Here is a 20,244-nt window from a genome sequence, read left to right as displayed (position 1 = left end):
AAATGTAAAAAGACTTTTTCCGTAGCCAACTCAAATTAAAACACCTTTCCGGCTTAAAGCGAGAATTAAGATTCCCTGATCCCCTTCGGGTTTGATAGAATTATCCTTATTTTTAACCTTGAAATAATAAAGAAGTTGATATGGCAACCACATCCAATTACCAAGCCGACGATATTACCGTTCTGAAAGATCTGGAACCGGTACAACTGCGTCCCGGCATGTACACCGACACCACGCGTCCGAACCACTTGGGACAAGAGGTGATCGACAACAGCGTTGATGAAGCCCTCGCCGGACACGCCGACAAAATCGAAGTGATTTTACATGAAGATCAATCATTGGAAGTGATTGATAACGGGCGTGGTATGCCGGTGGATATTCACCCGATTGAGAAAATCTCCGGGGTCGAACTGATCCTGACCAAACTGCACGCCGGCGGCAAATTCTCCAATAAAAATTACCAGTTCTCCGGCGGTTTGCACGGCGTGGGGATTTCGGTGGTGAATGCATTGTCGGATCGGGTCGAAGTGACGGTGAAACGCAACGGCGAAATCTACAAAATCGCCTTTGCCAACGGCAAAAAAATCGAAGAACTGCAAGTGATCGGCAGCTGCGGGCGGCGCAACACCGGCACCACCGTGCGTTTTTGGCCAAACCCGAAATATTTCGATTCCGCCAAATTTTCCGTGCAGCGCTTAACCCATTTGTTGCGCGCCAAAGCGGTGCTGTGTCCGAAATTGGAAATCAGCTTTATTGATAAAGTCAATGGCACGCAAGAGAGTTGGTGCTATCAAGACGGCTTGTCCGATTACCTGCAAGAGAGCGTACAGGACGTTAGCACTATTCCCGACATTCCGTTTGTCGGCGAATTCAGCGGCGACAGCGAAGCGGTCACTTGGGCGCTGATGTGGCTGCCTGACGGCGGTGACTTGTTGGGCGAAAGTTATGTCAATTTAATTCCAACGCCACAAGGCGGCACCCATGTTAATGGCTTGCGCCAAGGTTTGCTTGATGCCATGCGCGAATTTTGCGAATTCCGCAATCTGTTGCCGCGCGGGGTGAAATTGACCGCCGATGATATTTGGGAGCGCTGCGCTTATGTGCTGTCGCTGAAAATGCAAGATCCGCAATTCGCCGGACAAACCAAAGAGCGTTTGTCATCACGCCAAAGTGCGGTTTTTGTCGCCGGCACGGTGAAAGACGCCTTTAGTTTATGGCTCAACCAAAACGTACAGCAGGCGGAACTGCTGGCGGAAATGGCGATCAACTCGGCACAACGCCGTTTGCGCGCGGCAAAAAAAGTGGTGCGTAAAAAATTGGTCAGCGGCCCTGCCTTACCGGGCAAACTCGCCGATTGCAGCAGTCAGGATCTGGCTAAAACCGAACTGTTTTTGGTCGAAGGGGATTCCGCCGGCGGCTCGGCAAAACAGGCGCGCGACCGTGAATTCCAAGCGATCCTGCCGTTACGCGGTAAAATTCTCAACACTTGGGAAGTGGCGTCCGACCAAGTGTTGGCGTCCAACGAAATTCACGATATTGCCGTCGCCTTGGGGATCGATCCCGACAGCGACGATCTGTCGCAACTGCGTTACGGCAAAATCTGTATCCTCGCCGATGCGGACTCCGACGGTTTGCACATCGCCACCTTGCTCTGCGCCCTGTTTCTGCGCCACTTCCCGAAATTGGTGCAACAAGGACATGTGTATGTGGCAATGCCGCCGCTGTATCGGATCGATCTGGGCAAAGAGGTATTTTATGCCTTAGACGAGGGCGAAAAAGAAGGTATTTTGGATCGCTTAAAAGGCAAACGCGGCAAACCGAACGTACAACGCTTTAAAGGCTTGGGCGAAATGAATCCGCTACAACTGCGCGAAACCACCATGGATCCGAACACCCGCCGTTTAGTGCAGCTGACCTATCAAACCGGCGATATTCTGGATCAAAGTGCGGTCGGCGAAGGTGAAACAAGCGTTGATCAAACATTGGAGTTAATGGATATGCTGCTGGCGAAAAAACGCTCGGAAGATCGTAAAAACTGGCTGCAAAGCAACGGCGATCAAGCCGAATTGGCGCTATAAGCGTAAGGAGAGCAAAATGAAACGACGCACCCTATTGACTGCTGCAAGCGCAGCATTGTCCGCCTCCTTAGTGATACCGAAAATCACTTTGGCACAGCAAACCCAAGCCCCAAGTGCGGTTGCCACCGACTCCGCCCATGACTTGCCGACGATTGAAGCGCAATTAGGCTTCGCCCCGAATGCCGCTCCGCCAACCGGACGTGATTATTCGGCAAAAGTGCTGGTCAAATTGCGGGTTGAAGAAAAAGTGATGCAACTGATGGACGAAGTGGAGTTCAAATACTGGACTTTCAACGGCAGTGCGCCCGGTCCGTTTATTCGGGTGCGCGAAGGCGATCAAGTGGAAATCCAACTCGCCAATCCAGCCGATTCCAAATTGCCGCACAGCCTCGATCTGCACGCAGTCACCGGTCCCGGCGGCGGTGCAACGGCCAGCCTGACTGCGCCCGGACGCATTTCAACCTTTGCCTTCCAAGCGTTAAAACCCGGATTATATCTGTATCACTGTGCCGCCATGCCGATGGCGGTGCATATCGGTAAAGGCATGTTCGGCTTGATTTTGGTCGAACCGAAAGCGGGCTTACCGGCGGTCGATAAAGAATTTTATATCGTACAAAGCGAGTTTTATACCCGTGGCGCCTTTGGCGAGCCCGGCTTGCAAGCGTTTGATATGAACAAAGCGATTGATGAACGCGCCGATTACGTGGTGTTTAACGGGCATGTCGGGGCGATTGCGGGCGAAAACGCACTTAAAGCCAAGGTCGGTGAGAAAGTGCGGTTTTATCTGGGCAATGCCGGACCGAATCTGATGTCATCCCTGCATATCGTCGGCAGCATTTTCGATCAAGTGCGGGTGGAAGGCGGTTCGCTGTTGAATCACAATGTGCAAACCACCATGATCCCGGCTGGCGGTGCCACCATTGCCGAAGCCACTTTCCCGGTGCCCGGCAGCTACACCATTTTGGATCACGCGATTTTCCGCGCGATGCACAAAGGCACACTCGGACAGTTGATCGTTGAGGGCGAAGAGAATAAAACCCTTTATTCCGGCAAAATCAGCGATACGGCGATCACTCCGTAATAACGACAATTAAACAAAGAGAAAGCAATGGAGCAAATCATCAACTATGAAGGCGTAGAGCAAATGCCACTGGGGCATTTCACCGAGAAAGCCTATTTAAACTATTCGATGTATGTGATTATGGATCGCGCGCTGCCGTTTATCGGCGACGGATTGAAGCCGGTGCAGCGGCGGATTATTTATGCGATGTCGGAACTGGGGCTGAACGCCGCCGCCAAATACAAAAAATCGGCGCGTACCGTCGGCGATGTGTTGGGGAAATTTCACCCGCATGGCGACAGTGCCTGTTATGAAGCGATGGTGTTGATGGCGCAGCCGTTTTCCTACCGCTATCCACTGGTGGACGGGCAAGGCAACTGGGGCGCGGCGGACGATCCGAAATCCTTCGCCGCCATGCGTTACACCGAATCGCGTTTGTCCAAAATCGCCGAAATGTTACTGTCCGAATTGGGGCAAGGCACGGTCGATTATCAGCCGAATTTTGACGGCACCTTGGAAGAGCCGCAATATCTGCCGGCGCGTCTGCCGCACATTCTGCTGAACGGCACAACCGGGATTGCGGTCGGGATGGCGACCGATATCCCGCCGCATAACATCAATGAAATCGCCGAAGCGGCGGTGCTATTGCTGGATAATCCGCAAACCACGCCAGAACAATTATTAACCATTGTGCAGGGCCCTGATTTCCCGACCGAAGCGGAAATCATCACGCCGAAAGAGGAACTCGCAAAACTGTACCAAAACGGACGCGGTTCAATCAAAATGCGCGCGATTTGGAAGAAAGAAGACGGCGAAGTGATTGTGACCGCACTTCCACACCAAACCTCCGGCTCGAAAGTGATAGCGCAGATCGCCGAACAAATGCGTAATAAAAAATTGCCGATGGTGGATGATCTGCGTGATGAATCCGATCACGAAAATCCGACACGAATCGTCATCGTACCTCGCTCTAATCGAGTTGATGTCGAGCCGTTAATGGATCACCTGTTCGCCACCACCGATCTGGAAAAAAGCTATCGTGTGAATATGAATATGATCGGTTTGGATCAAAAACCGGCGGTCAAAAACCTGTACACGATTCTCAGCGAATGGCTGACTTTCCGCCGCACCACCGTTACACGCCGCTTGCAATACCGCTTAGACAAAGTGCTGGCACGCCTGCACATTTTAGACGGTTTGATGATCGCGTATCTGAATATCGACGAAGTGATCGAAATTATCCGCAACGAAGACGAGCCAAGAGCGGTGCTAATGCAGCGCTTCAACCTCAGCCAAATTCAGGCGGACGCCATTTTGGATCTGAAATTACGCCATTTGGCAAAATTGGAAGAGGTCAAAATTCAAGCGGAACAAGACCAACTGGCGCAAGAACGCGACCAACTGCAACTGATTTTAGGTTCGGAACGCCGCTTGAATACCCTGATTAAAAAAGAGATTCAGCAAGACGCCAAAACCTACGCCAGCCCGCGCCGTTCGCCGATTGTCGAACGTGCAGAAGCCAAAGCCATTTCCGAAACCGATATGCTGCCGGCGGAACCGGTGACGGTGATTCTGTCGGAAATGGGCTGGGTGCGTTGCGCCAAAGGACACGACATCGACGCACAAGGCTTGAGCTATAAGAGCGGTGATAAATACCTGCAACACGCCAATGGCAAAAGTAACCAAGCGGCGGTATTTATCGACAGTAGCGGTCGCAGCTATGCCCTCGATCCGCTTTCCTTGCCGTCCGCCCGTTCGCAAGGCGAACCGCTGACCGGCAAACTCAGCCTACCGAGCGGGGCGGTGGTGGAACAACTGTTGATGGACAAAGAAGAGCAAGCCTACTTAATGGCTTCCGATTCCGGCTACGGTTTCGTGTGTAAATTTGAAGACCTGATCTCACGCAACAAAGCCGGTAAAGCCTTAATCAGCCTGACCGAAAATGCCAAAGTGCTGCCGCCGCAAGCGGTGTTGAGTGAGGATATGCTATTAGTTGCGATTTCCTCCATCGGCAAAATGCTGATCTTTCCTGTTGCCGATTTGCCGAGTTTATCAAAAGGCAAAGGCAATAAAATCATTGGCATACCATCCGCCAACGCCAAATCACGCGAAGAACTGTTAAGCCGAATCCTGTTAATCAAACCGGGCAATAGCCTGATCTTCCACGCCGGACGACGCAAAGTCACGCTGAAACCGGACGATTTGGAAAAGTTCAAAGGCGAACGCGGCAGACGCGGCGGACAACTGCCGCGCGGATTGCACAGCGGTGTAGAGATTGAAATTGTGTAAAAAAGACTAAACCGCACTTTGCTCAAACCAATCCTTTCATTGTATTAATAAATTATGCGCTTATTCAGGCGCATAATTTGTTATTGCATCTTTTTGAATGCGCTTGCTAAGCTAACTTCGTTCTTGGTAATAATCAATGACGAGGGTATTGCTATGAAATCCAATTTTAAAGATGAAATACAAGTTTTTGGTCGTTCTCTCCTGCTCCCTATCGCCGTGTTAGCCCCTGTCGGTATGATTATGGGGATCTGCAGTGCCTTAGGGCAAAGCTATATGATTGCCAAATTTCCCTTCTTAGGCAATGAAGTATGCAAAGCCATCTTCTCCTCCGCCGGCTCGATTGCCAGCGTTGTTTTCCAAAATATTCCGTTACTCTTTGCAATGGGCGTTGCTTATGGTATGTCGAAAAAAGAGAAAGGGATTGCGGTTTTTGCGGCGGTTATCGCCTATCTGACGCTATTAATTTCAATGAATGTCCATTTAAAACTGTCCGGTGATTTGGTCAAAGAGAATATGGCGTTTGTCGGTCAAGGGATGGTGTTGGGTATTCACACCCTGAAAATCGAAGCACTTGGCGGTATTATTGCCGGTTTGCTGGCGGCAAAAGTCACTGACCGTTTTTACCGTTTACAGCTGCCGCTGGCATTTGCGTTTTTCAGCGGCAAAAAATCGGTTGCCATCATTTCGATTGGTTTAATGATTCCTATCGGCTTGCTTATCCCCTTTGTTTGGGATTGGTTTACTTTTGGCATGAATAAGCTGTCCACTATTTTAATGGCGGAAAATATCGGTTCGGGTATCTACATGACGCTAAACCGCTTATTGATTCCGTTTGGGTTGCACCACGTTTTAAGTTCAACCATTCGCTTTACCGAAGCCGGTGGCACCTATTTGATTGACGGTGAAACCTATGTCGGCATTCTGCCGGCGATGAATAAAATTTTATTTGAACTCGGGCCAAATAGCGACGCTTGGGCTGAACATATGCCGACCCTCGCCAGTTATCTAGCCTCTGCGCAAATGCAAACCACCCTGTTCCGCATTCCGGCAATCGGCTTGGCAATGTACCACATGGCTCACGCCAAAAATAAACCCTTTGCCAAAGGAATTATTCTCACCATTGTGCTGACGGCATTCTTAGGCAATATTACCGAACCGCTCGAATTCTCTTTCCTGTTTATTGCCCCCAAACTGTTTCTTGTTTACGCCATTCTTTGCGGCTTATTCACCATTCCAATCCAAATGCTTGGCATTTCAATCGGCTATATTCGCGGTACAATCTTTGATTTCGGGATCTTCGGCTTGATGTATGAAAACACCAATTGGGTCAATCTGGTACTGTTGGGGATCGTCAATTTTGTGGTGTTCTACTTTGTGTTCCGCTATGCGATTGCAAAATTTGATATTAAAACGCCCGGTCGTGAAGACGAAACCTCCGACAGCACGTTGTTAAACAATAAAGCGTATGACAAAGTCGCACAGTTAGTGATTGACGCGTTAGGCGGTAAAGATAACATTAAACAGGTTGAAAACTGCGTGTCTCGCTTACGGGTTGATGTCGTGGATCAGAAGAAACTGAACATGGAATTAATTCGCGATTCCGGCGCACTCGGCACATTCATTCCGTCCAGCAATCATATTCATATCGTATTCGGTCCACATGTTGAATTTGTGCGTAATGCCGTTGATGATCAACTTTCCGGCGCATTAGAGAAGGAATAAGCGATGAAAGCACTCTATGATTCAAAAAGCAAAACCATTGATGATCGTGGAATGAAGGCCTTATTCACCTTTGAAGCGCGGGTTCAATCTTGGCTCGATGTGGAAGCGGCATTGGCATTGTCGCAATCCGAAGTCGGGCTGATTCCCCCTGATGTCGGGCAAAAAATTGCCGACAAATGCCGCGTCGATCAAATTGATTTACAAGAGATGGATCACCTATTACAACAGATCGGACACGGCTTTGTGCCGCTGATCAAAGTGTTAATTAATGCCTGCGATACGGAAAGCGGAAAGTATGTGCACTACGGCGTAACCACACAGAATATTCAGCAAAGCGGGCATTTACTGTTGGTTAAAAAGTTTCACCGCACTTTAATCGGGTTCTTAAAAGATATTTTACTGAATTTAAGCCGTTTAGCCGAACAGCATAAACACACCATTATGCCGGGCAGAACCCACGGTAAACACGCCTTGCCGATTACTTACGGTTATAAGGTTGCGGTTTGGATTGACGAACTTCTCTCGGCAATCGAACGCTTGCAAGAAGCGGAAAAACGGGTTTTTCGAATTATGATGGGCGGCGCAGTCGGGGCCTTCCATGCTGCACCGGACAAAGGGCGAGCGGTGCAAGCTTTGGTCGCACAAAAACTCGGCATGTTGCCAATGCCGATTCCGTCACGCAATAGTCGTATTTTCCGCACCGAATATATCAGCAACCTTGCGCTGCTCGCCACCACCTTTCATAAAATGGCGGAAGAGGTGTACCAAACTTCAAGCGAGGAAATCGCCGAAGTCTCCGAGGCTTTCACCAAAGGCACGATCGGCAGCAGCACCATGCCGCAAAAAGTCAATCCGAAATTGGCAAAAGGCATTATTGCCAATGCGCAGAAACTCTATTCGGTCTTGACCGCCACCTTGTACGTCTCCCCGCGTCCGTTTGAAGCGGACAGTTCCGCTTACTTTATTTTTGATGCCTCATTACAAGAAAGTATTGAACTGATGGCGGAAATTATCATGCGTGCGGAAGAACTGACGCGTACTATTGTGATTAATCCTGAAAAAATGTATCACAATGTAATGCTGACCAACGGGCTAATCAACAGCGAAAAAATCATGATGAATTTGGTGGCGGTCTTGGGCAAAGATAAGGCGCACGAACTCGTCTACGAAATTGCGATGCAATCGCTGGAAGCGGAATCCAATTATGCAACCGCATTACAAACCAATGCCACCATTCGACAACTTTTTTCCGCCGATGAAATTTCAGCGATGCTTGCCCCTGAAAATTACATCGGCTTGTGTGCCGTTTTAGCCGAAGAAACCGCACAAAGAGCGGTTGAGAAAGCCAATACAATGGAGGGTTAATCATGGAATGGGCAATCAAATCATCAAAAATCGTCTTGCCTGACGCAATCAAAAGCGGTTATTTAATTATCAACGGCAGCAAAATCACGGGGTTTCGTGAACAATATCAAGGTGATGACATTATCGATTACAGCGAATATATTTTACAGCCTGGCTTTATTGATATTCATATTCACGGCTGGGGACGCGGGGCTTTCGCGCATAAAGGGGATTACGCCTCATTAGAACGCATGAGCAAAGATCTTGTTCACACCGGCACAACCGCTTATTTAGCCACTTCAGGCACAATGCCGAATGCCTTTCTTGAGGCTTCATTACAGCAAGCCGCCGATTATATCGAAAGCGCCACACCGAAAAATGGCGCAGAAGTGATCGGCATACATATGGAAGGGCCTTATATCAGCCCGAAATACTTGGGTATGCAGCGTGACGATGCGCTGCAATCACCGAGCATTGCCGGTTTTGAACAGTTTAACCGGCTTGCGCGGGGGCATATCCGTTCCATGACCCTCGCACCGGAATTAGACGGCGGCTTAGCCTTGATTAAACACCTGAGACAACAAAATATCACCGTTGCCGCCGGACACACCGCCGCCACCTTTGCTGAAATCACCCAAGCGATACAAGAAGCGGATTTGAATCATTTCACCCATTCTTATAGTGCGATGCGTGGCTTTCATCATCGTGAATTGGGTGTAGTCGGTGCGTTGATGTATCACCAAAATGCCTATGCCGAAGTCGCCAAACAAACCGGCATGACCATTAAACCGGAGGCCTTCGATTTGCTCTATCGCTTAAAAACCGATAACCGCTTGGTTTTAACCACCGATTGCGTCGGCTTTGCCGATTTTGCTGTCGGCGACGAATTTTATCATTACTTGCGCAAACAAAAATTCAAAATCGAAAGCAACGGTTTTCTCCGTGTTGAAAATGAAGACGGCAGCTATAGCGAAATTGATCCGTCAGACTACGAAAACGTACGCCATTTAGAAATGAGTTTTTTAGAATCGGTGAAAGCGGTGTTACCACGCTTAGAACGAGGGTTATTATCGGTTGCGCAAATGGCAAGCGCAAACCCGGCACACCTTGCCGGCGTGCTTGAACGAAAAGGCAGCTTAACAAGCGGCAAAGATGCTGATATTCTCGTACTCAATGACAAATTAGATTTAGTACAGATCTATTGTCGGGGTTGTCCACAACTTTAGCCGCTCATGCATTATGATTTAGTAATAAAAGCTATTTTCTGGTTAGAATAGCTTTTTATTCTTTGCAACAATAACGCAAGCGAAGGTGCAAATGAACTATTTTAATCTAGCTTTAATCAAGTTTATTCAGGAAAATTCGCCCGTTAAAATCGAAACAGTGACTGAAAAGTTTCAAAAAACACTTTCTACAATAAAACGCGCCATTAAAGAAATTAACTATTATTTAGATGAAAATCTACAAATCCATATTATTGATGCCAAAATCACGACACGAATGGGTTATCAAAATTACATTGATTTTATCAACAACATTCATCTTAATCGCTATCTATCGACCACCACAGAAAGAGTGAAACTACTCACGCTAGAAAGTATTCTATTTGACCGCATTAATATTGAATCATTTAAACAGAGTATCAATGTCAGTTACAGCACGATAAAAAACGATCTCAATATCCTACGCAAAACGCTACCCGGCGAATTTGAAATTCGTTTAAAAGACAATAAAAATCTTATGCTTTCCGGTGATGAAATTGCAATTCGCATGTTCTTTTGCAAACATGTTTTTAATGCCCTTGAATTAGATTGCAGCAATACTATCATTCCACACAAAGCCAATTTTCCGCTCGAAAAACGCTTTATTACTCGTTTTTTAGACTTGATCGATGATGAAATTCAGCCTGCCAAAGCTATTTTTCAACAAATAGAAAAAATATTGACGTTGTCTTATAATTCCAAAAAATACCTTATCATTTATCTCTGTATTGCCTTATACCGGATAAAACAGCGACACATTATCAGCAATCAAATCGATATTCCATTTCGCACTTTCAGCGCAAAAATTGATGGTCTCGCTTATAAATTTGAACAAGATTTTCTGAATATTTTACTCTCATCGCTCAATCATCAAGATCATAAACAAACCACCATTGATACTACATTATATGGCTTTATCACCGATTTTATTGATGAAATCACAAAAACAATTCGTCTTTATAATGGTGATAGAGACAATTTACTCTTGGAAATATATCAAGTTATCTACGCCTCAATTCTACAAAGCAAACTCAATATTGATTTTGATGATAAAAAATTAGAAAAAGTGGCTGATATTCACAGTGAATTGTTCTTTAACGTGAAGCTACTAATTGAAAAAATCAGTTATTACTATCAACAGTCATTAAGTAAAAATATGATTGCAACAATTGTTCTTATTCTAAAAAAAGCGGAAATACGCTCACTTTCCGTTAATCAAATTAAAAAACGCATTTATATTGTCAGCAATGCCTCTGAAAGAAAAATTGGTTATTTTAAAACCCTGATCTCATCAATATTTGATATGGAAATCATCGATTGCATTAATATTAACGAACTTCATGTATTAAATAAAAATCAATTTGACTGCATTGTTACCTTTACCAACAAAATATCAAATTATCTGCGTGAAGAAGGTATAGAGTGCATCAAAGTCAATTTTGAATTGCAACCGAGTGATATAGCTCATCTGCTTGAAGCCGGATTTCCGAGTATTAAACGTAAAATAAACAGTAATACATTTGTGAATGAAATAATGCAAATAAACAAAAACGGTTTAGCGGATTATTTAAGAAAAAACTATCCCCATTTCTTTATTTAACCGCACTTTACTCAAACGAAAAAAACCTTGTATCAACACTGGTACAAGGTTTTTAAGATTATTCTAATCTAACTCAAAAAATTAGTTTTTGTGAATCCAGTGATCCATATCAGTTTTCAAATTTTCGGATTTGGTGCCGAAAATCGCTTGGATTCCGCTGCCGACCACAACCACACCGGCGGCACCCAATTCTTTCAAGCGCGCTTGATCCACTTTGCTGACATCGTTAACGCCGATACGTAAACGGGTGATACAAGCGTCTAAACTTTTAATATTGGCTTTACCGCCGAAAGCCGAAACCAAATTTTCCGCCATTTCATCGCCGCTTGAAGCACTGGCCGCAACCGCACTTTCGCTTTCATCTTCACGACCCGGAGTTTTCAGGTTCAGGGCTTTGATCACCACGGTGAATACGGTGAAATAGATTACTGCATAGATACCGCCCACAACCGGGAACAGCCACAGTTTATGTGAGTTTGCCGACAACAAGGTGAAGTCAATGAAACCGTGCGAGAAGGTCATACCGTGTACCATGCCCAACATATTGGTAACCACGTAAGCAGAACCTGCCAATAGCGCATGGATCGCATACAACACCGGGGCAACGAACATGAAAGAGAATTCCAACGGCTCGGTGATCCCGGTTAAGAATGAGGTCAAGGCGGCGGAGATCATGATCCCGCCGACGCGCGCGCGGTTTTCCGGTTTTGCCGCACGCCAAATCGCGATTGCCGCTGCCGGTAAGCCGAACATTTTGAACATATAACCACCCGCCAACTGGCCGAAATAACTCATTTCCGGCGTACGGCTGACTTCGGTTGCGGATAAGAAGCAAGTTACTACGCCGTGCTGAGTCACCCCGTTGGCGTCCACACAAGTACCCGCTTGGAAGAAGAACGGCACGTTCCAGATGTGGTGCAAACCGAATGGAATTAAGCTACGCTCAACCACGCCATAGATCCCGAATGCCAACGCCGGGTTCTGCTCTGCCGCCCAATGGGAGAAAGTGTCGATCAAACCGCCGATTGGAGGCCAAACTAAAGACAAAGCGACGCCCAAGACAATCGCCAATGAACCGGTCACAATCGGTACAAAGCGTTTCCCGGCGAAGAAGCCGAGATAGGCAGGCAATTGAATGCGGTAGAAACGGTTAAACGCCCAAGCGGCAACGCCCCCGACTAAAATCCCGCCTAACACCCCGGTATCAATGCTCTCAACACCGACAACCGGCGCCATCACTTTCAAGGTCGCCGCCATAATGCCGTAACCGACCACGGAGGCCAGTGCCGCTACCCCGTCGTTATTGGTGAAACCTAATGCCACCCCGATAGCGAACAACAGCGCCATTTGCCCGAACACCGAACCACCGGCTTGCTCCAACAGGTTAGACACAACATCCGGCATCCAGCTGAAGTGCGCCGCACCGACCCCTAATAAAATCCCTGCAATCGGCAACACCGACACAGGCAACATTAATGCTTTACCGATCTTTTGCGCAACGGCAAACAGATTACTTGACATGATAGCTCCTAAATAGATTTATACTTGTTATTACGTGTGCAATACGTCTCTCAACTGATGTTTTAGCACGACAAATCGCTCAACCGTACTAAGTGCGCGCACTATAAACGATCTTGGCACAAAGTACCAAGCCCTTCCATTAAGAAAATCGTAAAAATAAAAGCGAGATCACATTTTTTTAATTAAAAAAAATAAATAGCGGAACAAAAGTAACATCTGCGATCAAGCTAGCCGATAAAGCGTCGGAAAATAAGATCCAGCTTGTTTTGCAATACGGCTTTGCCTTCGATGGTTTCATCTTGCCAACTCTTCAGCAAAATCTCAGGGGTGAATTGCGCACGGAATTGCTCCGCAATCGGTCGGTAACTGATGTGCCACGGTTCGCGCCCGACGTCCAGCTCAGCCTGCGCCAGGGAAGCGGTTTGAAACGGCAGGGTGAAATCAAAGTGCGGTAGCTGTTCGTTCAGCCAACAGGTTAAGTCGTAGAAATAACCGTTTTCTTCGTACTCCCACGGTTCAAGCTGCAACGCTTGTCCTTGCGGTAAACGCGTCGGGTCGTAAATATCGATTTCCGTGCCCCAATGATGGCGGCTTGCGCCCGGCAATGCCGACCAACGCAGAATCGCTTCGCATTTCTGCCAGTCGTCAAGACACGTCAAATCGAGCGGATTACCCTGATCATCATGCACTTTGCGCCGGCACAAAAATTTGCCGTTCCAAATTTGCTGTTGCCGCTGAAAATCACGGAAACTGCTTGCCGGCTGCAAGTCAAAACCCGCGCTGACCGCACTTTGCCGAAGTGCGGTAAAAGCGCGCCGTGCGTCGGCTTGCAGTCGATGATGAGCCGCATAAGGGGAAAACAGCGGCACTAAATGCGCTTGGGTTTTGCCGGTCAACATCGCGGCGGTAATCTGGATTTTCCCCATTGGCGTTACCCTAATAAGTTTTGCAATAACTGGCGGTGGGTTAAGCCCAAACGATATAACGCCTCGCAGCTGACACACTCATCGACTTTGTGAATGGTGGCGTTTAACGGTCCAAGCTCAACCACTTGCGTGCCCATTTGCGCGATAAAACGCCCGTCGGACGTGCCGCCGCCGGTGTCCAGTTTCGGCTCAATCTGCAAGTGTTGACGCACCGCACTTTTCACCGCTTGAATAAACTCGCCTTGTTCGGTGACAAACGGCAAACCGGATAAATTCCAATCCAGTCGGTATTGCAAATCGTATTTAGCCAACAGATCCGCCACGCGCTGTTTAATCAACTCCGGCGTCATTTCAGTGGAGAAGCGCAGGTTAAACTGCACAAACAGCTCGCCGGGAATCACGTTATTACTGCCCGTTCCGGCGTGAATATTGGCGATTTGCAAGGTGGTCGGCGGGAAAAATTCATTGCCGCGATCCCATTCAATGTTCACCAACTCGTCCAACATCGCCAGCGATTTATGCACCGGATTATCCGCCAAGTGCGGATAAGCAACGTGCCCTTGCACCCCTTGAATCGTCAAATTGGCGGTGATCGAACCGCGCCGTCCGTTTTTAATCATATCGCCCAACCGCACCGCACTTGACGGCTCGCCGACCATGCAAAAATCGACTTTTTCGCCGCGCGCGATTAAGGTTTCGACCACGCGCACCGTGCCGTCGGTCGCCGCCGCTTCTTCGTCGGAGGTAATCAAAAAGGCGATACTGCCCGCATGGTTTGGGTTGGCTTTAACGTACTCTTCCGCCGCAATCACCATTGCCGCCAACGAACCTTTCATATCCGCCGCACCGCGTCCGTACAGCATATCGCCGACAATTTCCGCCGCAAACGGCGGATATTGCCACTGACTTTCATCGCCGGTCGGCACGACATCGGTGTGCCCGGCAAAGGCGATACACGGGCTTTGCGTGCCGCGGCGCGCCCATAAATTCAAGGTGTCGTTAAACGGCAGCCATTCGATTTCAAAACCGAGTTTTGCCAAACGTTCGGCGATCACGTGCTGACAGCCCAGATCTTGCGGGCTGATTGACGGGCGGCGGATCAGATCCTGCGCTAATTCAATAATGGTTTGTTTCATCTGACCGCACTTTTACCTGTTGAACACATTTTCATACTGCTTGGCATTAAAACCGATTAACGGCTGCACGCCGCCCAACACAATCGGACGTTTAATCAAGGTCGGTTGCGCCAACAACAACGTAAGTGCGGTCTGTTGATTCAAACCGTCTTTGCTCGCCTGATCCAAATTGCGCCATGTGGTGCTGCGCTTGTTCACCAGTTCCTGCCAGCCGAACAATGCCGCGACTTCGCTTAAATATGCCGCGTCAATGCCGTCCGTGCGGTAGTCATGCAGTTGCGCCGCCACGTTATTCGCCGCCAACCACGCCAAGGTTTTTTTGACCGTGTCGCAATTTTTAATCCCGTAAACCGTAACCATTATTTGCCCCACACTTGTTCGCTGATTTCACGGATAAAATTCAGTTTATCCCACTGTTGCTGCTCGGTCAGAATATTGCCCTCTTCGGTCGAGGCAAAACCGCACTGCGGGCTTAACCCCAGTTGGTTGATGTCCACATATTGCGCCGCTTCTTTAATCCGTTCAATAATGGTGTTTTTGTCTTCCAGCTCACCGCTCTTCGAGGTGACCAAGCCTAAAATCACCTGCTGATCTTGAATGAAACGCAACGGTTTGAAATCGCCGGAACGATCATTGTCATATTCCAAGAAGAAGCCGTCCACCTTGCAGTTGCCGAACAAAATTTCCGCCACCGGCTCATAGCCGCCGGACGAGAACCAAGTGGAGCGGAAATTGCCGCGGCAAATGTGCATGGTGATCGCCATATCCGCCGGACGATCGGCAATCGCCGCGTTGATCATCTTGACGTAATCCCGTCCGATTTGATCGACATCGAAACCGCGCTCGGCATACGCCGCCCGTTTTTCCACCGAGCAGAATTCGCCCCAACTGGTGTCGTCCAGTTGCAAGTTGCGACAGCCCAAATCGTAAAACGCCCGAATCGCTTTTTTATACGCCGCCGCAATATCCGCCAACAGCAATTCATTGTTGTCTTGGTAACGCGCGATCGGCTGGTAATCGGTGGCACGCACGCAGCAGATCAAATGCAACATGCTTGGCGACGGAATGGTGAATTTCACCGGAAAATCGCCGGCGATTTGTTGCAAAGTGCGGTAATGTTGTAAGAACGGGTGGGCGGAAAAATCGATTTTATCCACGATTTTCAAGGTTTTCGGGCGCACATCTTTGTCTTTAAACTGCACCGAAAATTTTTCCGCTTCCACTTCCTGCACGCCGTCCAGCGCCGCCAAGAAATCCATATGCCAAAAAGTGCGGCGGAATTCCCCGTCGGTGACCGCATGCAAACCGACCGCTTTTTGCTGCGCCACCAGTTTGGTAATTTCCGCATCTTCGATAATGCTTAATTCGGTATGGCTGATTTCGCCGCAGTTACATTGCGCCCGTGCTAATTTTAAATTTTCAGGGCGTAAAAAACTGCCGACAATATCATAACGAAAAGGCGCTTTGGTGCGTTGTTGCGCGTGTTCAAAAAGTGTACTCATGTTATGTGTTCCTGTTTTTATTAAAAAAGATGGCAACGATGATAACAAATCCAACCGCACTTTGCACAACGATCGCAACAAAAACGAGCGCAACAAAAATGCCTTATTCGGTGGGAATAAGGCATGATTTCATAGAGAAAAGCAAAGTGCGGTTATTTCAACTGCAATAACTGTTCCACATTCAACAAAATCAATTCGTTATCATCCGCTTTATTCGGATCGCGGCTGCTGGAGAACGGCAGATTGTTATCGTTGCCGACGATAATCTGTTTATCATCAACTAAGTCGACATTTTCAATCGTAAAGAACGGGAATTTAAATACGCCTTGGCTGAGCGGTTTTTTCGCGACCTTGTTCGGATCTTGAATATTAAGCAAATCAATATAACCCAATTTTTCGACGTTCTGTCCGATATTCGACTGATCAAACTTAACCAGATAGACGCGTTTGAATTTCGGTAAATTCGGGAAGCAAGCGGTTTTATCTTTTGCCTCGGCGGCACAGGCTTTTTCCGCCACGCCTTCGCCGTTATCGCGTTCAATAACCAAAGCACGCTTGGCGTCGATCATATTGAAATCGCCGATGGCGTGGTGATTGGCTTCCAACGGATATTTCCAGAAATTGCCGGTCCACGCTTTTTTCGCCGTATCAAATTCCAAAATGCGCAAATATTCTTTGCCGCCGTCGTTTTCATAGCTGTTGGCGGCGCTGTTCCATAAAGCCCCTTCCAACAGCGGATAGAGTTTGCTGCCGTCCGGTGCTGCCGCCATGCCTTCAAAGCCTTTCGAGCGTTTCACTTCAAAGCTGATTTTATCATTCGGTGTGCCCGGCAAGCGTTGGGTGAAATGATCCGGCGAACGAATTAATTTGCCGTCCACTTGGGTTTCAAAGAAGTTCAACACTTTACCGTCCATATCGGTTTGAATCAGATAAGGTCCGAACTCTTCGCCAATCCAAATGCGATTATCCATGATTTGAAAGCTCTCCGGATCGAGATCCGCCCCGGTCAGATAACGTTTTTCGCTGGCTTCATTGACGATATGGAACGGGATTTTTTTATCCGGATCATGCAGGAAAACCGTTTTTTTCGGCGTAAAGGTCTCTTTCGCGAAATCAACATCATATTGGGTCAGATATAACATAAAATCCGGTGAATTGGCTTTCGAGCCTGCGCCGTTATCGATCAACATCCAGTAACTGCCGTCGGTCATACGTTTGATGCCGGAATGCCCTTGCAGCGGCTGCCCGTCAAACGGCAAGGAAATACCAGTCGGACGACCATCAGACAAGCCTTCAATGCTGCGTAAGGTTTCAACCCGTTTGCCGGTGGTGAATTTACCACTGTGCTGCAAACTTTTCGGTGCGTCATTCGGGGCGGCGACAAAGGTTTCCGCCGGTAAAATCACATGCCCCGCCAACACCGCAGGATATTCCTGCGCAGCGCTTGCAGCTTGCACCGTGCCGAGGGTCAAAAGTGCGGTAAGGCTTAGTGTATAATATGATTTTGCTGCCATGTTACATCTCCTTTTTAAGTTAACTAGCAATTAAGTTAAGTACGAATAAGCCGGGTGAAAGTCGGCTTAATTGTAGGTGATTTTTATGACAGGAATATGACTGCGTACAAAAGCCAAAGTGCGGTTGAAAAATTCTCAACCGCACTTTCAGGCAAATTATGCTTCCGCAGGGGCAACCGGCTGCACAATTTCGCTTGGATAACAGCCGAGAATTTTAAGGTAGGTGCTGACCTGTTTCAGTTCCTCAAGTGCGGTTTGGGTTTGCGGATCGTGGATATTGGCTTCGATTTCCAGATAGAACATCTCTTCCCACGGGCGACCGTAGATCGGACGCGATTCCAGTTTGCTCATTTGAATGCCGTGATTTTTAAACACCAATAACGCATCAACCAACGCACCGGCTTTTTGTTCGGTGCTCATCAACAGCAGGGTTTTGGTTTGCAATTGCGGCGACACCGCAATCGCTTGTTTGGCGATCACGATAAAACGGGTGATGTTGTTCGGTTGGTTGGCAATGTCGGTTTTCAGCACGCGCAGACCGTACAACTTGCCGCCGTCGGCATTGCCCAATGCGGCGATATTCGCTTTATTCAGTTGCGACACCAACTGCATGGCGTGTGAGCTGCTTTCGCAATAGTTAATGTGCACCCGTTCCAGCTGTTGGATAAACCGGCTACATTGCGCAATCACTTGCGGGTGGCTATACAAGGTGTCGATCTGCTCAAGTGCGGTATCGCTTGCCACCAGCACGCAATGTTTAATCGGGTAAGTCAGCTCGCCGACGATCGATAATTGGGTGTTTTGCAACAAATCATAGACATCGTTAATCGCGCCCGACGTAGTGTTTTCCAACGGCAGAATGCCGTAATCCGCCTCGCCGTTCTCCACTTTATCGAAAATTTGCTGAAAACTGTCGCTGCTCAATTCAAGCAACTGTTTTTGATAGCGTTCGGCATATTGGCGCGCGGCTAAATTGGAATACGAACCACGCACGCCTAAAAACGCAATGCTGATACTATTTTCCCGTTGCCGGTTCAGTTTATTTTGCAGGTAAGCCTGTTGCGTCAGCACCGAATCTTCGATGATTTTTTGAAAAATTTGGGTGATATATTGCGGTTCTAATTGATAATTTTGCGCCTCGGCAAACTGAATCAGCTCTTGCAACAGTTGCTGCTCACGATTGACATCACGCAGCGGCTTTTTGCTTTCTTCTTTGCTGCGCACCACATCATAGGCTAAACGGTGACGTTCTGATAACAATTTCAATAAGTTGCGATCAAGTTGGGTGATTTGTCGGCGAATTTCGGTCAGATCTTTCGGCATAACGGTTTCGATTCCTTAATTTTTTTATCATTTTATGTAGTAAACCGATTATTCTCAAGATAAAAAAACCCGACATCACGTCGGGTTGGAAAGGATTGTGTGATACCAACTTATTCAAACGAATCTTTTAATCTTTCGTTGGCACGGCGCGCTTCGCCTTTGTGCTGTAATTTGTTCAGCTGACGTTCCAGTTTTTCTTCCAGCTCATTGATGGTTTTATACATATCTTCGCCTTCGGCACTGGCGAACAGATCACCAAGCGGCGTGCCGATTGAGGCTTCAGCCGAAAAGCCTTGCGGCAGCTTGTTTAAAATAAAATGCGGATTAATCAGTTGGGTTTGCCATTTATCCAATTTGGCGACGCGCTCCTCAATGTGAGAACGAATTGCAGGGGTAATTTCCATTTGTTTGCTTGTAATTTTTACTGCCATAGTATTTACCTCTTTTTTAGGTAGGTTGCGAGTGCGAACACTCAAGAAAAATCCATTTCGCTTTAATGATAAAGTAGTCCTACTGTACGCAGATTTCAAGCCTTTTTCGTTGTTTCATAACACAATTTATTAAAAAACAGGCATGGGGCAAAAAATCGCATAATTTCGCTTTTATTTTGTATTAAAGTTGTTATGATAATCGGGATAAAATATTTTATCCCGCCGAATAACCACTGATTTTTATTGTTTTTTCCGCTATTTTACTCTTTTTTCGCGTCGCATTTTGCTTTCGATATAACTGCAACTCGCTTTAACCTGATACCCCTGTTGATCGACAAATTCAATAAACGCCCGATACAGTTTATCCGCCACGCCTTGTCCGCGCAGCGAAGGATCAACGTGGGTGTGATAAGCCTCAAGCGTATTTTCAGCTACAGTGCGGTATGCCAATTCGGCAATCCGCACGCCGTCGCGCTCAATCACGAATGCGCCTTGTCCGCCCTGTTGTTGGTGTCGAATCTCCATCTTATTTCTCC

General features: G+C 47.6%; 16 protein-coding genes. 7 read left to right on the top strand and 9 right to left on the bottom strand.

Annotated elements, in window-relative coordinates:
- The first annotated feature begins 140 nt into the window (after nucleotides 1-140).
- From parE to ACWA5Z_RS07425, 7 genes are all read left to right on the top strand, one after another.
- Nucleotides 141-2,078: a DNA topoisomerase IV subunit B gene (gene parE, locus ACWA5Z_RS07455; RefSeq protein WP_431051072.1), complete on the top strand. Its 1,938-nt coding sequence runs from the start codon at nucleotides 141-143 to the stop codon at nucleotides 2,076-2,078.
- A gap of 16 nt (nucleotides 2,079-2,094) precedes the next feature.
- Nucleotides 2,095-3,159 carry a copper-containing nitrite reductase gene (gene nirK / locus ACWA5Z_RS07450; RefSeq protein ID WP_431051070.1) on the top strand — a complete coding sequence of 355 codons (1,065 nt, stop codon included), beginning with the start codon at nucleotides 2,095-2,097 and terminating at the stop codon, nucleotides 3,157-3,159.
- Between the two features lie 27 nt (nucleotides 3,160-3,186).
- A complete protein-coding gene (parC, locus tag ACWA5Z_RS07445) occupies nucleotides 3,187-5,427 on the top strand; it encodes a DNA topoisomerase IV subunit A (RefSeq protein ID WP_431051068.1) in 2,241 nt (746 codons plus the stop codon).
- A gap of 153 nt (nucleotides 5,428-5,580) precedes the next feature.
- Entirely contained in the window at nucleotides 5,581-7,149 is a 1,569-nt protein-coding gene (locus ACWA5Z_RS07440) for a PTS transporter subunit EIIC (protein ID WP_431051066.1), read from the top strand.
- Nucleotides 7,150-7,152: 3 nt separating this feature from the next.
- Nucleotides 7,153-8,514, top strand: a complete 1,362-nt coding sequence (locus tag ACWA5Z_RS07435; protein WP_431051064.1) for a class-II fumarase/aspartase family protein — start codon at nucleotides 7,153-7,155, stop codon at nucleotides 8,512-8,514.
- 2 nt (nucleotides 8,515-8,516) lie between these two features.
- The gene (locus ACWA5Z_RS07430) at nucleotides 8,517-9,719 is read left to right on the top strand and encodes an N-acetylglucosamine-6-phosphate deacetylase (protein WP_431051062.1); all 1,203 of its coding nucleotides are present in this window, start codon (nucleotides 8,517-8,519) and stop codon (nucleotides 9,717-9,719) included.
- 91 nt (nucleotides 9,720-9,810) lie between these two features.
- Nucleotides 9,811-11,355 carry a helix-turn-helix domain-containing protein gene (locus ACWA5Z_RS07425; RefSeq protein WP_431051060.1) on the top strand — a complete coding sequence of 515 codons (1,545 nt, stop codon included), beginning with the start codon at nucleotides 9,811-9,813 and terminating at the stop codon, nucleotides 11,353-11,355.
- 81 nt (nucleotides 11,356-11,436) lie between these two features.
- On the opposite strand, the gene ptsG is transcribed toward ACWA5Z_RS07425, so the two are convergent.
- The 9 genes from ptsG to ACWA5Z_RS07380 form a co-directional block, all read right to left on the bottom strand.
- Entirely contained in the window at nucleotides 11,437-12,876 is a 1,440-nt protein-coding gene (ptsG, locus tag ACWA5Z_RS07420) for a PTS glucose transporter subunit IIBC (protein ID WP_431051058.1), read from the bottom strand.
- 227 nt (nucleotides 12,877-13,103) lie between these two features.
- On the bottom strand, nucleotides 13,104-13,793 hold the full coding sequence (locus ACWA5Z_RS07415; RefSeq protein ID WP_431054314.1) for a M15 family metallopeptidase: 690 nt from the start codon (nucleotides 13,791-13,793) through the stop codon (nucleotides 13,104-13,106).
- Nucleotides 13,794-13,807: 14 nt separating this feature from the next.
- On the bottom strand, nucleotides 13,808-14,938 hold the full coding sequence (gene dapE / locus ACWA5Z_RS07410) for a succinyl-diaminopimelate desuccinylase (protein ID WP_431051057.1): 1,131 nt from the start codon (nucleotides 14,936-14,938) through the stop codon (nucleotides 13,808-13,810).
- A gap of 12 nt (nucleotides 14,939-14,950) precedes the next feature.
- Complete coding sequence (locus tag ACWA5Z_RS07405) at nucleotides 14,951-15,298, bottom strand: ArsC family reductase (protein WP_431051056.1); 348 nt, start codon at nucleotides 15,296-15,298, stop codon at nucleotides 14,951-14,953.
- Nucleotides 15,298-16,440 (bottom strand): 5-methyltetrahydropteroyltriglutamate--homocysteine S-methyltransferase, encoded by a 1,143-nt coding sequence (locus ACWA5Z_RS07400; protein WP_431051054.1) that lies wholly within the window; start codon nucleotides 16,438-16,440, stop codon nucleotides 15,298-15,300. Before ACWA5Z_RS07400 ends, ACWA5Z_RS07405 begins: the two co-directional genes overlap by 1 nt.
- Before the next feature lie 152 nt (nucleotides 16,441-16,592).
- Nucleotides 16,593-17,954, bottom strand: a complete 1,362-nt coding sequence (locus tag ACWA5Z_RS07395) for an esterase-like activity of phytase family protein (protein WP_431051052.1) — start codon at nucleotides 17,952-17,954, stop codon at nucleotides 16,593-16,595.
- Nucleotides 17,955-18,110: 156 nt separating this feature from the next.
- Complete coding sequence (pheA, locus tag ACWA5Z_RS07390; protein ID WP_431051051.1) at nucleotides 18,111-19,277, bottom strand: prephenate dehydratase; 1,167 nt, start codon at nucleotides 19,275-19,277, stop codon at nucleotides 18,111-18,113.
- 110 nt (nucleotides 19,278-19,387) lie between these two features.
- A complete protein-coding gene (gene raiA, locus ACWA5Z_RS07385; protein WP_431051049.1) occupies nucleotides 19,388-19,708 on the bottom strand; it encodes a ribosome-associated translation inhibitor RaiA in 321 nt (106 codons plus the stop codon).
- Nucleotides 19,709-19,963: 255 nt separating this feature from the next.
- Complete coding sequence (locus tag ACWA5Z_RS07380; RefSeq protein WP_431051048.1) at nucleotides 19,964-20,233, bottom strand: GNAT family N-acetyltransferase; 270 nt, start codon at nucleotides 20,231-20,233, stop codon at nucleotides 19,964-19,966.
- Nucleotides 20,234-20,244 lie beyond the last annotated feature (11 nt).

The sequence above is a fragment of the Testudinibacter sp. P80/BLE/0925 genome, assembly GCF_053570785.1.
This window is presented reverse-complemented; position numbering and strand designations above follow the sequence as displayed.